This is a genomic window from Nocardioides sp. GY 10113 (assembly GCF_004919105.1).
Taxonomy (GTDB): domain Bacteria; phylum Actinomycetota; class Actinomycetes; order Propionibacteriales; family Nocardioidaceae; genus Nocardioides.
In genome coordinates this window covers 28,681-46,201 of sequence record NZ_STGK01000013.1, presented here as the reverse complement: position 1 = coordinate 46,201, position 17,521 = coordinate 28,681, and the positions used below count along the sequence as shown (strand labels likewise).

Here is a 17,521-nt window from a genome sequence, read left to right as displayed (position 1 = left end):
CGGGGCGCCGGGAGTGCTGGGAGTGCCGGCGGGGTCGGTCCGGTGCGGGTCGCAGACCGGCCCAACCACCGGACCATGGACAATCGATCCCATGAGCACCCCCCCGATCGGCGGCGACCTGATGGCCGGCCCGCCCCCGACCCTCCTGCCCGTCGACCCCGCCTCCGCGGCCCTCGCCGAGGGCGAGGACGCCATGGACGTCGTACGGCGCCTGCCGGCCTCGCCCGCCGCCTGGGCCGCCCTCGCCAACGAGGCCGCCGCGGACGAGGAGGACGCCGTCACGGTCTACGCCTACGCCCGCGTCGGCTACCACCGCTCGCTCGACCTGCTGCGCCGCAACGGTTGGAAGGGCCACGGCCCGGTGCCGTGGGAGCACGAGCCGAACCGCGGCTTCCTGACCTGCCTGGCCCTGCTCGCCCGCGCCGCCGAGGCGATCGGGGAGGACGACGAGCACGAGCGGTGCGCGACGTTCCTGCGCGACTCCAGCCCGGCGGCGTACGACGCGCTGCTGGGCTGAGCCCGGGGCCGCCGGGCGGCTTGTAACACGCGGCTGAGACCGCCGCGTGTTACATGCCATCGACCGCGCCTGACCGCGGCACCCACGGCACCCAGACGGTCGAGAGGGCCCCCGGCGAGGCGATCAGGCCGGCAGCGTCAGCAGCTCGCGCACCTTCTCCGCGCCCAGCGCCGCGAACAGCGTGGGCAGCCGCGGACCGCGCTCGGCGTCGACCAGCAGCGCGTAGAGCAGCGTGAAGAACGCCTTCTGGTCGGCCTTCACCTCGTCGGTCGGCGCGTCCTCGACGGCCAGACCGCGGCCGAGCTTCGGCACGCCGTAGATCAGCGTGGTCAGCTCGTCGCCGTCCTCGAACGACTCCGGCAGGCGGTCCAGCAGCAGCCGCAGCCACTCCGACTCCTGCTCGGACAGCGCGGCCAGCCGGGAGGCGTCCGCCGAAGCCCGCACCGTGGTGCGGTCCTCCGGGTCGACGTAGGAGGTCATCCAGGTCGCGGCCTTCGACAGCCGCGGCTCCAGCTCCTCCACCGACGCGTGCTCGTGGCCGACCTTGCCGACGGTCGCGGAGATCAGGTCGAGGGACCCAGCGGTCACGTCCGCCACCGACGACAGCAGCCGGAACGGCACGGTCACGGCCGGCGTCGGCAGCGTGCCGGCGGCAGCGGTCGCCGAGGCCCGCTCCCAGGCCAGCACCGCGGCGTCGCGCTTGGCGGGGTTGGCGGCCTTGCGGGTCAGGGCGTCCCACTCGTCGTACAGGCGCAGCACCTCCTGGCCGAAGTCGACGTTGAAGGCCTGCTTCGGCTGCCGGCGCACGTAGAGCCAGCGCAGGATCGGCGCCTCGAGGATCCGCAGCGCCTCGGCCGCGGTGGGCACGCCGCCCTTGGAGGAGGACATCTTCGGCATCCCGGCGACGCCGACGAAGGAGTACCCCACGAACGACGGCGCGTGGCCGCCGAAGACCGGCCCGACCAGCTCCTTGCCGACGGTGTACGACGACCCGGGGCTGGCGTGGTCCACGCCGCCCGGCTCGAAGTGCACGCCCTCGAAGGTCCAGCGCATCGGCCAGTCGACCTTCCAGACCAGCTTGCCCTCGTCCTGGGTGGCCAGGTTGGTGACGTAGGAGCCGCCGCAGGAGTCGCAGGTGTAGGCGAGGTCGGTCGTCTCGTCGTCGTACGACGTCAGGGTGACCGTGTCGCGGCCGCAGCCGCGGCAGTAGGGCCGGTAGGGGAAGCGCGCGAGGTCGCCACCGGTCGCGGTGTCGGCGTCCTCCTCGGCGGTCGGCTCCTCGCCCTCGGCGCCCTCGGGCACCTCGATCGCGGCCGGCTTCTTGGTCCGGTAGCGGCCCAGCACCGACTCGATCACGTCGCGACGGCGCACGGCGGTCAGCACCTGCTCGCGATAGGTGCCGGCCTGGTACATCGCGGTCTGGTCGACCTCGACCATCTCGCAGCCCATCTCGGCCAGCGCCGAGCGCAGCGGCGCCTTGTAGCGCTCGGCCCAGCTGGCGAACTCGCCGGTCGGGTCCGGTACGGCGGTCAGCGGCCGGCCGATGTGCTCGTTCCAGGCCGGGTCGACGCCGGCGGGCACCTTGCGGAACCGGTCGTAGTCGTCCCAGGAGTGCAGGTGCCGCACGTTGATCCCGCGGCGGCGGATCTCCTCGGCCACGAAGTGGACGGTGAGGAACTCGCGCAGGTTGCCGAGGTGGATCGGCCCGGACGGGCTGATCCCGGAGGCGCAGGTGACCAGGTCCGGCAGCGTGCCGCCGTTGACGGTCTCCGCGTGATGCAGCGCCAGGTCGGCGGTGCGGGTCACCCAGTCGGTCGGGGTCTGGTCTCGTCCTCCACGTGCCACACGCGCAGCCTAGTCACCGTCCGCGCCGGGCTCCGATTCGATATCCGTCCCCGGAACGACCATCGCGTACGCCGACGGCCGCACCCGCCACGTCCGGCGCCCTACCGGGCCGTCGATCTCGCCGTCGCTGTTGCAGTCGAACCCCTCGCCGCGCAGGTCCGTGACCGTCACCTCCGCGCCGCGCAGCAGCGTCACCTCGCGGTGCCGACCGTGCCGGGCGAAGGGGAGCCGCAGCAGGTAGCCGAGCCGGGCCAGCGTCCGCTCGGGGGTCGCGACCAGCACGTCGACCAGTCCGTCGTTCGGTCGGGCGCCGGGGGTGAGCTCGGTGCCGCCGCCGACCGAGGCGCCGTTGCCGACGGCGACCTGGAGCACCCGGTGCTCGCCGTCCTCGACGACCCGGCCGTCCACCTCGACCCGGACCCGGACGGTCGGCGGTCGGAGCGCGGTCTGCAGCGCGCCGATCGGGTACCCGAGCCTGCCGAGGTTGACCTTGCCCACCCCGATCCTGCCGAGGCGCTCCTTCCAGGCGGCGCCGCGCTCTCCGGCGGCGGCGCCGGCGCCGATGTGGACCCCGTTGACGGTGACCTGGTCCCCGTCCTCGCAGTCGTCGACGACCAGGTCCACCGGCCGCGGGACACCCGTGGCGGCGACCTCCGCGGCGGCCGCGGGGTCCAGCGGGAGCCGCAGGGTGCGGGCGAAGTCGTTGCCGGTGCCGAGCGGGACCAGCCCGATCTCGCGGCCCTCCAGGTCGCCGGCCCGGTGCAGCGCGGCGACCACGGCGTGGATGCTGCCATCGCCGCCGACCACGACCAGCCGGCGCCCGCCCAGGTCGGCGAGCACGTCGTCGAGCTCGTCGGGGGAGCCGGTGCGGGCGACCTCGACCTGGCCGTGCCGGCGCAGCACGGCCAGCGCCGCGTCGAGGGCCTCCTGCGCCGCCGTACCGGCGTCGGAGTTGGCGACGAGCAGGAGGCCGCGTCCGTGTGTTCCCACGGGTCGACCCTTCCCAGGTGGGAAGACCCGGAAACGGGTGGTCGCCACTGCCCCTACAGTCGGCGCCCATGAGTCCCTCGCGCCGCTGGACCGCCCGTGAGCTCATCGACCTCGTCCTCGACCGGGGCAGCTACGAGTCGTGGGACGCGCCCATCGACATCTCCGGGCACCCCGAGGAGTACCGGGCCGAGCTGCGCGCCGCGGCGGAGCGGGCCGGCACCGACGAGTCCGTGCTGACCGGTCGTGGCACCGTGCGGGGCCGACCGGTGGCGTTCGTCGTCAACGAGTTCCGGTTCCTCGCCGGCTCCATCGGGACCGCGGCCGCGCTGCGGATCGCCGCCGCGGTACGCCGCGCCACCGCCGAGGGGCTGCCGGTGCTGGCCAGCACCGCCTCGGGCGGCACCCGGATGCAGGAGGGCACCCGTGCGTTCGTGCAGATGATCGAGATCAGCCGGGCGCTGATGGAGCACCGGGCGGCGCGGCTGCCGTACCTGGTGCACCTGCGCCACCCCACCACCGGCGGGGTCTACGCGTCCTGGGGATCGCTGGGGCACATCACCGTCGCCGAGCCGGGCGCGCTGGTCGGCTTCCTGGGTCCGAAGGTCTTCGAGGCGCTCAACGGCCGCACGTTCCCCTCCGGTGTGCAGGAGGCGGAGAACCTGGCCGCCAAGGGCGTGATCGACGCCGTGGTCGCCGTCGAGGACCTGCCCGCCCTGGTCGACCTGACGCTGTCGGTGCTGGTGGATCCGCCGGCGGAGCCCGCGCTGCCCCGCCGCGAGCCGGTCCCCCCGGGGACACCGGTCGTCGACGTCTGGGCGGACATCGAGCACACCCGCGCCCCGGAGCGCGCCGGGGTCCGGGACCTGATCAAGTACGCCGCCGCCGACACCATCCGGCTGCGCGGCACCGACGAGGGGGAGCGCGACGACACGGTGCTGATCGCGCTGACCCGGCTGGACGGGCAGCCCGCCCTGCTGGTCGGCCAGGACCGGACCCGGCAGACGCCGGCGAACCCGATGGGGCCGGGGGCGCTGCGCGAGGCGCGCCGGGCGATGCGGCTGGCCGAGGAGCTCGGGCTGCCGCTGGTGACCGTCGTGGACACCCCGGGCGCGGAGCTGTCCCCGGACGCCGAGGAGGGCGCGATCGCCGGTGAGATCGCCCGGTGCATCGCGACGATGGTGACGATGACGGTGCCCACGGTCTCGGTGGTGCTCGGCCAGGGCTGCGGCGGCGGCGCGCTGGCGATGCTCCCGGCGTCGCGCGTGATCGCGACGCAGCACGGCTGGCTCTCCCCGCTGCCGCCGGAGGGCGCGAGCGTGATCCGGTACGGCGACACCTCGCGGGCCGCGCAGATGGCGCGGGACCAGCGGGTCGGCGCGCTGGACCTGCTCGCCGCGGGCGACGTGCAGGTCGTCGTACCGGAGGAGCCCGGGGACACCGCCGCCGACCTGGCCCGGGCCGTGGCCGCGGAGATCACCCACCAGCTCCGTCGAGCCGGGGGTGAGGCCCCCGCGAGCCGGGGACGGGGCGTCGCCCGCGGACTCGGTGGTGCCTAGGGCCCGGGTCGGCTAGGAGACGACCATGTCCTCGCCGGACCAGTAGGCGCGCATGGTGGTGATCTTGGCGTCCTCGTCGAAGGACATCACGTCGATCACCGAGAGCGTGTAGGTCTCGGCGCCGGCCTTGGTGACGAGCTCGAAGTGGAAGGCCGCCTCGTTGCCGGCGACCCGGGCGGTGATCAGCCGGCTCTCCTGCTCCAGGCCGTCCAGGGCGCCGTAGAACTCCGCGATCTCCTCGCGGGTGGTGCGGACCGGGGTGCCGACGGGGTCCTCGACGGTCGCGCCGTCGGCGTACAGGGCGACCACGTCGGACGAGCTCCCCGTGGCGACGAGGTCGACGTAGCGCTGGACGGTCTCGAGGATGGCTTCGCGGCTGGCGGCCATGGTGGCTCCTGTCGGCGGTGACTGAACGGATCGGCGGAGGTGGGAACGAGAAATAGAACGTGTTCTCGTTCCCGAGTGAATCTAACCGCCGGAACGCGATTTGGTAACGTATGGCCGCAAGAGCCCCGGTCTTGCCGGGGCTGTTTGCTTGTCAGGACAACCCGAACCCAACAGAGTGGTGCGTTGAGCAGCCGGCTCGCCGACGGCGGGACGGAGGGACTCCGTCCGGAGTGAAGGAGCGAGCAGATGCCCGCGATCGTGATCGTCGGTGCCCAGTGGGGCGACGAAGGCAAGGGGAAGGCGACCGACCACCTCGGCGGCGAGGTCGACTACGTCGTCAAGTTCAACGGCGGCAACAACGCCGGCCACACGGTGGTGATCGGCGAGGAGAAGTACGCGCTGCACCTGCTGCCCAGCGGCATCCTCACCCCCGGCACCACCCCGGTGATCGGCAACGGCGTCGTCGTCGACGTGGACGTCCTGTTCCACGAGATCGAGGGCCTCGAGGCCCGCGGCATCGACACCTCCCGGCTCAAGCTGAGCGCGAACGCGCACATCATCGCCGACTACAACCGCACCCTGGACAAGGTCAACGAGCGGTTCCTCGGCAGCCGCCGGATCGGCACCACCGGCCGCGGCATCGGCCCCACCTACGCCGACAAGATGAACCGGATCGGCATCCGGGTGCAGGACCTCTTCGACGAGAAGATCCTGCGCGCCAAGGTCGAGGGCGCGCTCGAGCTCAAGAACCAGATCCTGACCAAGGTCTACAACCGGCGCGGCCCGAGCGTGGACCAGACCGTCGAGGAGCTGCTCGCGCACACCGACCGGCTGGCGCCGTACGTCTGCGACACCACGCTGCTGCTGGGCCAGGCGCTGGACCGCGACGAGGTCGTGCTGCTGGAGGCCGGCCAGGCCACGCTGCTCGACGTCGACCACGGCACCTACCCGTTCGTCACGTCCTCCTCGGCGACCTCCGGCGGCGCGTGCACCGGCTCCGGCATCCCGCCGACCCGGATCGACCAGGTGATCGCGATCGCGAAGGCCTACACCACCCGGGTCGGCGAGGGGCCGTTCCCGACCGAGCTCGAGGACGAGAACGGCGAGTTCCTGCGCCAGGCGGGCTGGGAGTACGGCACGACCACCGGCCGGCCCCGCCGCTGCGGCTGGTTCGACACGGTGATCACCCGGTACGCGCACCGCATCAACGGCGTCACCGACTTCGTGCTCACCAAGCTCGACACGCTGACCGGGCTGGAGCAGATCCCCGTCTGCGTCGCCTACGACGTCAACGGCGTGCGTCACGACGAGATGCCGGTCAACCAGACCGACTTCCACCACGCGAAGCCGATCTACGAGTACCTGCCCGGCTGGTCCGAGGACATCTCCGGCGCCCGCTCCTTCGACGACCTGCCGAAGGCGGCCCAGGAGTACGTCGAGTTCGCCGAGGCGCAGTCCGGGGCCCGGATCTCGGTGGTCGGTGTCGGCCCGGAGCGCGAGCAGGCGGTCGTGCGGCACCCGCTGCGCTGACCCGTCCCGGTCCAGCGGCGCGCCGCGCGGGCGGCCAGACCGCCCTTGCGCGGCGCCGGTCCTCGGGGGACTGTTGGCACTGACCGATGCCGCGAGCCGAGGACTGTCCATGAGCGCCACCGCCGTCACCGCCCGCGAGGCCGCCGAGGTCGCCGCCGCCAACGACTCCGGCCGTCCGCCGGTCGTCTTCGTCCACGGGTTGTGGCTGCTGGCCGGCAGCTGGGACCGTTGGCGCACCCGGTTCGAGGAGGAGGGGTACGCCGCCGTCGCCGTCGACTGGCCGGGCGACCAGCCCGACGTCGCCGCCGCGCTCGCGCAGCCCGACGCGCTGGCCGGTCTCTCGGTGGTCGACATCGCCGACCACGTGGCGGAGGTCCTCGCCGGGCTGGATCGGCGGGCGGTGGTGATCGGCCACTCCTTCGGCGGACTGCTGGCGCAGATGGTCGCGGGGCGCGGGCTCGCCGCCGGATCCGTGAGCATCGACCCGGCGCCCAGCCAGGGGGTGCTGCCGTTGCCGATCTCGACGCTCAAGGCGTCGTTCCCGGTGCTCGGCAACCCGCTGAACTTCAAGAAGACGGTGACGCTGACCTTCGAGCAGTTCCGCTACGGGTTCGCCAACGCCGTCGGGGAGGCCGAGGCGCGCGCGCTCTACGAGGAGTTCCACGTGCCGGCGCCGGCACGGCCGCTCTTCGAGGCGGCCAGCGCGAACGTCAACCCGTGGGCGGTCACCAAGGTCGACGTCGAGAGCCCCGACCGCGGTCCGATGCTGGTGGTCACGGGGGAGCGGGACCACATCGTGCCGTTCGCGCTCGGCAACGCCGCCTACCAGCGGCAGAAGAAGAACGCCCACCACGTGACCGAGCTGGTCGAGATCCCCGGGGCGGGCCACTCGCTGGTGATCGACAGCCACTGGGGCGAGGTCGCCGACGTGGCCCTGGAGTTCCTCGCCCGCGTCGGTCTGGCGCCGGACGGCGACGCCCCGGCCTGACGCGCCGGCCTGACGCGCCGGACCGAGCCCCGGCCGGCGCCCCGCCTGAGGCCGCGGCCGCTCGGCCGCCGGGATCAGCCGGACACTAGGCTCAGGCCCCGTGAGCACCCCGATCACCTGCCTCGTCGTCGGCACCGGCGGCCGCGAGCACGCCCTCGCCCTGGCCCTCTCCCGCGACCCCGGCGTCGCCGCCGTGCACGCCGCCCCCGGCAACCCGGGGATCGGAGCGTTCGCGACGCTGCACGACGCCGACCCGATGGACGGCCCGGGCGTCGCCGCGCTGGCCGCGGAGCTCGGCGTCGACCTGGTCGTGGTCGGCCCCGAGGCGCCGCTGGTCGCCGGCGTCGCCGACGCCGTGCGCGAGCGCGGCATCGCGGTCTTCGGCCCGTCCGCCGCCGCCGCGCGGCTCGAGGGGTCCAAGGCGTTCTCCAAGGAGGTGATGGCCGCCGCCGGCGTGCCCACCGCCGGGTCGCGCACCTGCACCACGCCCGAGGAGGCCGCCGCCGCGCTCGACGAGTTCGGCGCGCCGTACGTCGTCAAGGACGACGCCCTCGCGGCCGGCAAGGGCGTGGTGGTCACCCGCGACCGCGACGAGGCGCTGGCCCACGCCGCGGAGTGCGGCCGCGTGGTGATCGAGGAGTTCCTGGAGGGCCCCGAGGTCTCGCTGTTCGCGGTCTGCGACGGCTCGCGCGCCTACCCGCTGCAGCCGGCCCAGGACTTCAAGCGGATCTTCGACGGCGGTCGCGGGCCCAACACCGGCGGGATGGGCTCCTACTCCCCGCTGACCTGGGCGCAGGACGACCTCGCGGCGGTGGTGATGGCGTCGGTGGTCCAGCCCACGCTGGACGAGATGAGCCGCCGCGGCGCGCCCTTCGTCGGCTGCCTCTACGTCGGGCTGGCGCTGACCTCGGCCGGCCCGCGGGTCATCGAGTTCAACTGCCGCTTCGGCGACCCCGACATCCAGCCCGTGCTGGCCCTGATCGACAGCGGCGTCGGCGGGCTGCTGCACGCGGCCGCCACCGGTGCGCTGGACACGGTGGAGGCGCCGCGGTTCCGCGACGGCGCGTCCGTGACCGTGGTGCTGGCCTCCGCCGGCTACCCGGAGTCCTCCTCCAAGGGCGACGTGATCACCGGCGTCGGCGCGGCCAACGGGGTCGCCGACGTCGACGTGATCCACGCCGGTACGGCGCTGGTGGAGGTCGACGGCGAGACCCGGCTGGTGACGGCCGGCGGTCGGGTGCTGGCGGTCCGTGCGGTCGGGTACGACGTGGCCGACGCCCGCGCCCGCGCCTACGCCGCTGCCGACCTGATCTCCTTCGACGGCCTGCAGCGGCGTACCGACATCGCGGCGGAGCCGCTCGGCGTGATCGAGGGCGCCTCGGTCCTCGAGGACTGAGACCCGTGGTCGAGGGGGTTGCCCTGCCGCCGGAGGTCGTCACCCCGCGGCTCGTGCTGCGGGTGTGGGACGCGGCCACCGTGCGGGCGCTGCGTGCCGGTGACCGCCTGCCCAAGTGGCACCCGGAGTTCCCGCGCCGCGACGACCTCGACGCGGCGGGCCTGTGGCGCGAGGGCGACCCGTGGACCACGCGGTCGATCGTGTGGGCCGAGACCGGGCACATCGTCGGCTCGATCGGCTTCTTCGGCGGCCCGGAGGCCGCCGAGGACGGCGTGCCGGAGGTCGAGGTCGGCTACGGCGTGGTGCCCCGCGGCCGGGGGCGCGGGATCGGCACCGAGGCGCTCGGCGGGCTGCTGGCCGCGGTGGACGCGGCCGGTGCTGCGGGTGCTGTGGGTGCTGTGGGTGCTGTGGGTGGTGCTGGTGGGCCGGTGCGGGTGCGGGCCAGCGTGGCGCCGACCAACGCCGCTGGCCTGAAGGTGCTCGCGCGGCACGGGTTCACCCAGCTGCGCGGGACCACCGAGGACGGCGAGCTGGTGATGGTGCGGCCGGTCGGGGTGGGGCTGTAACACGCTGTCCGGCGCTCTGGTCGGCTGTTCGCGTCGGTAGGAGCCCGTTGCAACGGCCTTCAACCACCGCCGACGGCCGGTCAGTGCCTGCAACCGCGTGTACATGGCCCGACGGCCGACCAGCGCCCGCAACAGCGTGTTACATCGCCCGCCACCCCGCCGATCGGGCGCGCCGCCCCCGCCCGTGGGAGAATCGGACACCGTGACGGTTCCCAATGTCCTCGCCACCCGCTACGCCGCCGCCGATCTCGCCCAGATCTGGTCTCCCGAGCACAAGATCGTGCTCGAGCGCCAGCTGTGGATCGCGGTGCTCAAGGCGCAGAAGGACCTCGGCATCGACGTCCCCGACGGCGTCATCGAGGCCTACGAGGCGGTCGTGGAGAAGGTCGACCTGGACTCCATCGCGGCCCGTGAGCGGATCACCCGCCACGACGTGAAGGCGCGGATCGAGGAGTTCTCCGACCTCGCCGGGCACGAGCACATCCACAAGGGGATGACCTCCCGCGACCTCACCGAGAACGTCGAGCAGCTCCAGGTCCGCCAGTCGCTGGCCCTGCTCCGTGACCGCGGCGTCGCCACCCTGGCGCGGCTGGCGCGCCTCGCCGGCGAGCACGAGGTCACCGTGATGGCCGGCCGCAGCCACAACGTCGCCGCGCAGGCGACCACGCTGGGCAAGCGGTTCGCGACGGCCGCCGACGAGCTGATGATCGGCCTGGAGCGGGTCGAGGACCTGCTGGCCCGCTACCCGCTGCGCGGTATCAAGGGCCCGATGGGCACCGCCCAGGACATGCTGGACCTGCTCGGCGGCGACGCGGAGAAGCTCCAGGACCTCGAGCAGCGGGTCGCCGCCCACCTCGGCTTCGAGCGGGTGCTGACCAGCGTCGGCCAGGTCTACCCGCGCAGCCTCGACTTCGACGTCCTCTCCGCGCTGGTCCAGCTGGTCGCCTCGCCGTCCAACCTGGCCACCACGATCCGCCTGATGGCCGGCAACGAGATCGTCACCGAGGGCTTCAAGGAGGGCCAGGTCGGCTCCTCGGCGATGCCGCACAAGATGAACACCCGCTCCTGCGAGCGGGTCAATGGCCTGGCCGTCGTCACCCGCGGCTACCTGTCGATGGTCGGCGAGCTGGCCGGCGACCAGTGGAACGAGGGCGACGTCTCCTGCTCCGTCGTACGACGGGTGGCGCTGCCGGACGCGTTCTTCGCCGTCGACGGGCTGTTCCAGACCTTCCTGACCGTCCTGGACGAGTTCGGCGCGTTCCCGGCGGTCATCCAGCGCGAGCTGGACCGCTACCTGCCCTACCTGGCCACGACGAAGGTGCTGATGGCCGCCGTGCGCAACGGGGTGGGCCGCGAGAGCGCCCACGAGGCGATCAAGGAGGCGGCGGTCGGCACCGCCCTGGCGATGCGGCAGGGCCAGGCCGAGAACGACGTCTTCGCCAAGCTCGCCGCCGACGAGCGTCTCGGCCTCACGCCGGCCCAGCTCGACAGCCTGGTCGCCGAGCCGATCACCTTCACCGGCGCCGCCGTCGCGCAGACCCAGGAGGTCTGTCGCCAGGCGGCGGCGTGGGCCGAGCGGTACCCGGCCGCGGCGGCCTACGGGCCCGGCGAGATCCTCTGACGCCCGCACCGGTGCGATGCCGCGGATCACGGTCGACCTTCCGGCGCGGGTCGACCGTGTCGCGGCCTATCTGAGGGACCCCGGGAACAGGCCCGCCTGGCAGTCCAGCCTGCGTGCCGTGGCCGACCTCGAGCCGGGTGCCGACGGCCCCGGCGGGGTCGGCACGACCTGGGTCGACGTCACCGCGGTGCCGGGGGTCCGGCCGCGGATGCGGATCGTCGCCTCGACCCCGGACAGGTGGGTCGAGGAGGGCGTCTTCGGCCCGTTCCGGGCCACCCTGGCGCTGACGTTCTCGCCCCTGGCCGCGGGCCAGGGACCGCCCGGCGGAACCCGGGTGACGGCCGACTTCGAGGTCTCCGGTGCCGGCCTCGGGCCCCTCCTCGGCGCCCTCGCACGTCGGGCGATCCGGGCCGATCTGCGCCGCGCGGGGACCGCTCTGACGGTCGACGAGTGAGATTTCCTAGTAATCGTTCGTTTTTTGGCCGGAGATGGCTGCCATTTCGCGTGAGGCCAGTTACATTCGCCACCACTTGTGAGCCGAGTCACACAAGGGGAGGGCCCGCGTGCTGGCAGTACAGAACCTGGAAGTGGTCTACGACGACGTGGTGCTCGCGCTGAGGGGCGTGAGCCTGGAGGTACCGGACGGCAAGATCGTCGCGCTGCTGGGCGCGAACGGCGGTGGCAAGTCGACGCTGCTGCGCTCGCTCTCGGGGCTGCTCGACATCCACGACGGCGAGATCCGCAAGGGGATGGTCACCCTCGACGGGGAGTCGGTCGGGCAGCTGCGCCCGTCGGCGCTGGCCCGGCGCGGCATCAAGCACGTCCTGGAGGGCCGGCGGGTCTTCAAGGAGCTGAGCGTCGAGGAGAACCTGCGCGTCGGGGCGTACGCCGACCGCAGCAACCTGAAGGCCAACACCGAGCGCGTCTACGGCCTGTTCCCGGTGCTCCGCGACCGTCGCGACGGCCAGGCCGGGCTGCTCTCGGGTGGCGAGCAGCAGATGCTGGCGATCGGTCGCGCGCTGATGTCCGACCCGCGCTACCTGCTCCTGGACGAGCCGTCCCTGGGCCTCGCGCCCAAGATCGTCGACCAGATCCGCGACATCATCGTGGAGATCAACGAGCAGGGCACCGGCATCCTGCTGGTGGAGCAGAACGCCTCGATGGCGCTCGCGATCGCCCACCACGGCTACGTCGTGGAGAACGGCCGGATCGTGATGGACCGCTCGGCCGCCGAGCTGCGCGACGACGCGGAGATCCGTGAGTTCTACCTCGGCCTGGGCGCCGAGGGCGAGGCCGCCAAGTCCTTCCGGTCCGTCAAGCACTACCGGCGCCGGAAGCGGTGGGCGGCATGAGCGCGCAGGCGAGCAGCCAGCCGAGCACCCCGTCCGGCAAGCCGGTGCTGGAGTTCGACGACGTCCACCTCTCGTTCGGCGCGGTCACGGCCGTCAACGGCGTCAGCTTCACCGTCGACGAGGGCGAGCTGTTCGCCGTCATCGGCCCCAACGGCGCCGGCAAGACGAGCATCTTCAACGTCCTCTCCGGCGTCTACCGCCCCCAGCGCGGCCGGGTCGCGCTGCACGGCACCGACATCCTCGGCATGAAGCCGCCGGCCATCGCCCGGCTGGGCATGGCGCGCACGTTCCAGAACATCGAGCTGTTCTCGAACCTGACCGTTCTCGACAACCTGATGCTGGGCCGCCACCAGCACATCCGCTACGGCACGCTGGCCGCCATCGCCTGGTGGGGGCGCGCCCGCAACGAGGAGCTGCGGCACCGCGAGCGGGTCGAGGAGATCGTCGACTTCCTAGAGCTCGAGCAGTGGCGCAAGATGCCGGTCGGCCTGCTGCCGTACGGCGTGCAGAAGCGCGTGGAGCTCGGCCGGGCGCTGGCCATGGAGCCGCGGCTCCTGCTGCTCGACGAGCCCGTCGCCGGCATGAACCTCGAGGAGACCGAGGACATGGCCCGCTACATCCTCGACATCCGCGAGGAGCTGAAGATCCCGATGATCATGGTCGAGCACGACATGGGCCTGGTCATGGACATCGCCGACCGGGTGATGGTCGTCGACTTCGGCACCCCGGTCGCGACCGGGCGTCCCGCCGAGGTGCAGAGCAACCCCGACGTGATCCGCGCCTACCTCGGCGGGGACGGCGACGACCCGGACGCCGGCAGAGGCGCGGAGGGTGGGTCCGGGCCCGGGGGCCAGGACGACGCCGAGAACGAGGGAGCCCTGGCATGAGCACCGCGACCGAGCCCCGCGCCACCGCCCACACCCTGGTCACCCGGATCCGCGACCGCGCCCACACGATGCCCAAGGGCGTCGCGATGCGCGAGAAGCGGCTCGGGATCTGGCACGAGATCACCTGGGCCGACTACTGGCAGTCGATCCTCGACGTCGGCCACGCGCTGCTGGCGCTCGGGGTCCAGCCCGGCGACCGGGTCGCGATCCAGAGCGAGAACCGCCCGGAGTGGCTGATCCTGGACATGGCCTGCGTCGCCGTCCGCGGCGCCACCGTCGGGCTCTACCCGACCAACCCGTCGGCCGAGACCGAGTACATGCTCGGCCACAGCGGCGCTCGCCTGCACCTGGCCGAGGACCAGGAGCAGGTGGACAAGGTGCTGGAGGTGGGCTCCCTGCCCGACCTCCAGCAGATCGTGTACGTCGAGCAGCGCGGGCTGCGCGACTACGACGACCCGCGGCTGATGTCGTGGGACCGGCTGGTCGAGATCGGCCGCGGCCACCGGGCCGAGCACCCGGGCGCGGTCGAGGCGCTGATCGAGGCGGCGGAGCCCGACGAGGTCATCACCCTCGTCTACACCTCGGGCACCACCGGCCCGCCCAAGGGCGCGATGCTGACCCACCGCAACGCGGAGTTCGCGCTGGAGACGGTGCTGGTGAACAGCCCGTTCGCGGACCCGCCGCCGGGTCCGAAGGACATGACGCTCTCCTACCTCCCGCTGTGCCACGTCGCCGAGCGGGTGCTGACCTCCTGGTACAACGCGGGCGCCGGCACCCAGGTCAACTTCGCCGAGTCGATCGAGACGGTCCCGCAGAACCTGCGCGAGGTGCAGCCGACGCTGTTCTTCGCGGTTCCCCGGATCTGGGAGAAGCTGCTGGCCACCGCGCGGATCAAGCTCGACTCCGCGACCCCGGCCAAGCGGCGCTACGCCCGGTTCTGGCTGCGCCGGGCCGACGCGCTGGGCACCACGCTGGCCGCCAACGGCGGACGGCACACGCTCTCGACGCGGATCCGCTACGCGATCGGGTGGGTGTTCTTCTACCGCGCGCTGCGCGACCGGCTCGGCCTGCGCCGGGTCCGGCACGCGAGCAGCGGCGCGGCGCCGATCGCCCCCGAGGTGCTGCAGTTCTTCATGGGCATCGGCGTGCCGATGCACGAGGTCTACGGGATGACGGAGAACACCGCCATCGCGACCGCCAACCGTCCCGGCCGCGTCCGGCTGGGCACGGTAGGCGAGGCCCACAACGGGATCGAGCTCAAGCTCGACGAGGGCACCGGGGAGATCCTGACCCGGCACGACGCGGTCTTCGCCGGCTACTGGAACGACCCGGAGGCCACCGCCCGCGCCAAGACACCGGACGGCTGGCTGCACACCGGCGACGTCGGGGAGTGGGTCGAGGGCACGCACCTGCGGATCACCGACCGGATGAAGGACATCATCATCACCGCGGGCGGCAAGAACGTCGCGCCGTCGGAGATCGAGAACGCGCTCAAGGCCTCGCCGTACATCAAGGAGGCCGTCGTGATCGGCGACGGTCGCAAGTACCTGACCGCGCTGATCGGCGTCGAGCTGGACACCGTCGGCGACTGGGCGCAGCAGCGGCAGATCGGGTTCACGACCTACCGCGACCTGACCGAGAAGCCGGAGGTGCTCCAGCTGGTCCAGGGCGTGGTCGACGAGGTGAACACCCGGTTCAACCGGGTCGAGCAGATCAAGCGGTTCGCGCTGCTGCCCAAGGAGCTGGACCACGAGGACGGCGAGCTGACGGCGACCCAGAAGGTGAAGAGGTCCGCGATCGACGCGATGTTCCACGACCTGGTCGAGTCGATGTACCTCGGAGGTGCCGCGTGACCGAGTTCCTCGAGGCCGTCGCCGGCGGTGCCGGTCGCGGTGCCGTCTACTCCCTGCTCGCCCTGGGCTTCGTGATCATCTACAAGGCGATGCGGGTGATCAGCTTCGCCCAGCCGGCCTTCATGTTCGCCGGCGCGGTGCTGGTCTCCTACCTGTCGCCCTCGATCGGGTTCTGGCCCGCGGTGGTCGTCGGTGCGATCGCCATCGCCGGCGTGGCGCTGGTCGTGGAGCGGGTCGCGATCCGGCCGATGGTCGGCAAGCAGGTCTTCGTGATCGCGATCATCACGATCGGCATCGACGTGATCGTCCGCGTGGTCGCCGGCGCCTTCATCGGCCGCGACCCGCGCCAGGTCGGCGACCCGTGGGGCCTGAAGACGGTCGACGTCTTCGGGATCACGGTGGAGCAGCGGGACATCGCCGCGGTCGTGGTGACCGCGATCCTCGTCTCGGCGCTCTTCGCGTTCTTCCAGTGGACCCCGATCGGCCTGGCGATGCGCGCCTCCGCGCTGGACCAGGAGGCCGCGATGGCGCAGGGCGTCAGCGTCGGCACCGTCTTCGCGGTCTCCTGGGCGCTGGCCGGCGCGCTGGCCGCGATCGCCGGTGTCTTCGCCGCGGCGGGACGCCAGATGGACCAGAACCTGTGGCTGGTCGCGCTGGCCGCGCTGCCGGTGATCATCCTCGGCGGCCTGGACTCCCTGGGCGGGGCCGTCCTCGGTGGCCTGATCATCGGCGTCACCCAGCAGATCGTGGTCGCCTACCACCGCGAGTGGTTCCCCTACCTGGACACCAACCTCGGCTCGATCACGCCGTACCTGGTGATGGTGCTGGTGCTGCTCGTCAGACCGTACGGCCTCTTCGGCACCAAGGAGGTGGAGCGGGTATGACGACCATGACGCGGTTCGGTCGCCCCGAGCTCTACACGAGCTACCGCCAGGACATGGCGCTGCTCAACACCCGCTCCAAGATGGTCGGGGTGGGCGCGATCCTGCTGGTCGCCGCCCTGCTCCCGCTGACGCTCTCCGACGACCTGCTGGTGATCCTCGGCTCCGGCCTCGTGCTGGCGATCGGAGCGCTCGGCCTCAACCTGCTCACCGGGTACGCCGGGCAGGTCTCCCTCGGGCACGCCTTCTTCGTGGGCGTCGGCGCCTACACCGCCGCCGCGATGGCGGGGGACCCGGACGGTCGCTACCTCGGCTTCGGCATCGACTCGACGCCCGTGTGGCTGCTGGGCGCCGGCGTCGTCTCCGCGCTCTTCGGCGCCCTGGTGGCGCCGCTGGCGATCCGGCTGCGCGGCCTCTACCTGGCCGTGGTCACGCTCGGGCTGGTCTTCATCGGCCAGTACGTCTTCTTCGAGTGGACCGACCTGACCGGTGGTCAGGGCGTCGGTCGGCGGGCGGCGGAGCCGTCGCTGCTCGGCATCGACTTCGCCGCGGACAACGGCTTCCAGGGCGGCTACACCGACGAGCAGAAGCTGTACTGGCTGTTCCTCGCGATCCTGGTGGTGGCGGCGGTGGCCGCCCGCAACATCGCGCGGTCGCGCGTGGGCCGTGCCTTCGCGGCGATCCGGGACCGCGACGTGGCTGCTGGCGTGATGGGCGTCGGCCTGACCCGCTACAAGCTGGTGGCGTTCACGCTCTCGGCGTTCTACGCCGGGATCGCGGGCGCGCTGATGTTCTCGGCCAGCGGCCACATCTCGCCGGAGTCGTTCAACCTGCTGATGTCGGTGCAGTTCATCGCCATCGTGCTGATCGGCGGCGTCGCCACGGTGAGCGGCACGATCATGGGTGCGCTGCTCATCGCGATGCTCCCCAGGTTCGCCAGCGAGCTGCCGGCGTACCTGCCCTTCCTGTCCAGCTCGGCCAGCGAGCACCCCAACATCTTCGAGTTCGAGCAGGTGGCCTACGGCGTGCTGATCGTCGCGTTCCTGCTCTTCGAGCCCCGCGGACTCTTCGGGATCTGGCACCGCGTCCGCACCTATTGGAAGAGCTTCCCCTTCTCCTACTGAGACGGGGTCGACCCACACAAGGAAAACC

At 72.5% G+C, this 17,521-nt stretch carries 16 protein-coding genes; 13 read left to right on the top strand and 3 right to left on the bottom strand.

The annotated features are described in order from the left end of the window. Positions 1-91 precede the first annotated feature (91 nt). Positions 92-517, top strand: coding sequence for a DUF3151 domain-containing protein (locus tag E8D34_RS15630; protein ID WP_136595582.1), 426 nt, complete (start codon positions 92-94; stop codon positions 515-517). Positions 518-640: 123 nt separating this feature from the next. Here E8D34_RS15630 and lysS read toward each other — a convergent pair whose 3' ends face one another. Beyond that, a complete protein-coding gene (lysS, locus tag E8D34_RS15625) occupies positions 641-2,362 on the bottom strand; it encodes a lysine--tRNA ligase (protein ID WP_136595581.1) in 1,722 nt (573 codons plus the stop codon). Positions 2,363-2,371: 9 nt separating this feature from the next. Then, the gene (locus tag E8D34_RS15620; RefSeq protein WP_240771393.1) at positions 2,372-3,352 is read right to left on the bottom strand and encodes a diacylglycerol kinase family protein; all 981 of its coding nucleotides are present in this window, start codon (positions 3,350-3,352) and stop codon (positions 2,372-2,374) included. Between the two features lie 68 nt (positions 3,353-3,420). Here E8D34_RS15620 and E8D34_RS15615 point away from each other — a divergent pair, with 68 nt between their 5' ends. Beyond that, positions 3,421-4,908 carry a carboxyl transferase domain-containing protein gene (locus tag E8D34_RS15615; RefSeq protein WP_136595580.1) on the top strand — a complete coding sequence of 496 codons (1,488 nt, stop codon included), beginning with the start codon at positions 3,421-3,423 and terminating at the stop codon, positions 4,906-4,908. 12 nt (positions 4,909-4,920) lie between these two features. Here the strand turns inward: E8D34_RS15615 and E8D34_RS15610 are convergent, their stop codons facing one another. Next, the gene (locus tag E8D34_RS15610) at positions 4,921-5,295 is read right to left on the bottom strand and encodes a nuclear transport factor 2 family protein (protein ID WP_136595579.1); all 375 of its coding nucleotides are present in this window, start codon (positions 5,293-5,295) and stop codon (positions 4,921-4,923) included. Positions 5,296-5,541: 246 nt separating this feature from the next. On the opposite strand from E8D34_RS15610, the gene E8D34_RS15605 reads away from it, so the two are divergent. From E8D34_RS15605 to E8D34_RS15555, 11 genes are all read left to right on the top strand, one after another. Continuing rightward, the gene (locus E8D34_RS15605; protein WP_136595578.1) at positions 5,542-6,825 is read left to right on the top strand and encodes an adenylosuccinate synthase; all 1,284 of its coding nucleotides are present in this window, start codon (positions 5,542-5,544) and stop codon (positions 6,823-6,825) included. A 109-nt stretch (positions 6,826-6,934) separates the two neighbouring features. Continuing rightward, a complete protein-coding gene (locus E8D34_RS15600) occupies positions 6,935-7,813 on the top strand; it encodes an alpha/beta hydrolase (RefSeq protein WP_136595577.1) in 879 nt (292 codons plus the stop codon). A 112-nt stretch (positions 7,814-7,925) separates the two neighbouring features. Beyond that, positions 7,926-9,209, top strand: a complete 1,284-nt coding sequence (gene purD / locus E8D34_RS15595; protein WP_136595649.1) for a phosphoribosylamine--glycine ligase — start codon at positions 7,926-7,928, stop codon at positions 9,207-9,209. A 5-nt stretch (positions 9,210-9,214) separates the two neighbouring features. Next, a complete protein-coding gene (locus E8D34_RS15590; protein WP_136595576.1) occupies positions 9,215-9,775 on the top strand; it encodes a GNAT family protein in 561 nt (186 codons plus the stop codon). A 202-nt stretch (positions 9,776-9,977) separates the two neighbouring features. Further along, positions 9,978-11,396 (top strand): adenylosuccinate lyase, encoded by a 1,419-nt coding sequence (purB, locus tag E8D34_RS15585; protein WP_240771391.1) that lies wholly within the window; start codon positions 9,978-9,980, stop codon positions 11,394-11,396. Between the two features lie 16 nt (positions 11,397-11,412). Next, positions 11,413-11,850, top strand: a complete 438-nt coding sequence (locus E8D34_RS15580) for an SRPBCC family protein (RefSeq protein ID WP_136595574.1) — start codon at positions 11,413-11,415, stop codon at positions 11,848-11,850. Positions 11,851-11,959: 109 nt separating this feature from the next. Continuing rightward, positions 11,960-12,748 carry an ABC transporter ATP-binding protein gene (locus E8D34_RS15575; RefSeq protein ID WP_136595573.1) on the top strand — a complete coding sequence of 263 codons (789 nt, stop codon included), beginning with the start codon at positions 11,960-11,962 and terminating at the stop codon, positions 12,746-12,748. Beyond that, positions 12,745-13,635, top strand: coding sequence for an ABC transporter ATP-binding protein (locus tag E8D34_RS15570; RefSeq protein WP_136595572.1), 891 nt, complete (start codon positions 12,745-12,747; stop codon positions 13,633-13,635). Before E8D34_RS15575 ends, E8D34_RS15570 begins: the two co-directional genes overlap by 4 nt. Continuing rightward, positions 13,632-15,488, top strand: a complete 1,857-nt coding sequence (locus tag E8D34_RS15565; RefSeq protein WP_136595571.1) for an AMP-binding protein — start codon at positions 13,632-13,634, stop codon at positions 15,486-15,488. The genes E8D34_RS15570 and E8D34_RS15565 overlap by 4 nt, the downstream gene beginning before the upstream one ends. After that, complete coding sequence (locus E8D34_RS15560; RefSeq protein ID WP_136595570.1) at positions 15,485-16,372, top strand: branched-chain amino acid ABC transporter permease; 888 nt, start codon at positions 15,485-15,487, stop codon at positions 16,370-16,372. The genes E8D34_RS15565 and E8D34_RS15560 overlap by 4 nt, the downstream gene beginning before the upstream one ends. Continuing rightward, the gene (locus E8D34_RS15555) at positions 16,369-17,493 is read left to right on the top strand and encodes a branched-chain amino acid ABC transporter permease (protein ID WP_136595569.1); all 1,125 of its coding nucleotides are present in this window, start codon (positions 16,369-16,371) and stop codon (positions 17,491-17,493) included. The genes E8D34_RS15560 and E8D34_RS15555 overlap by 4 nt, the downstream gene beginning before the upstream one ends. Positions 17,494-17,521 lie beyond the last annotated feature (28 nt).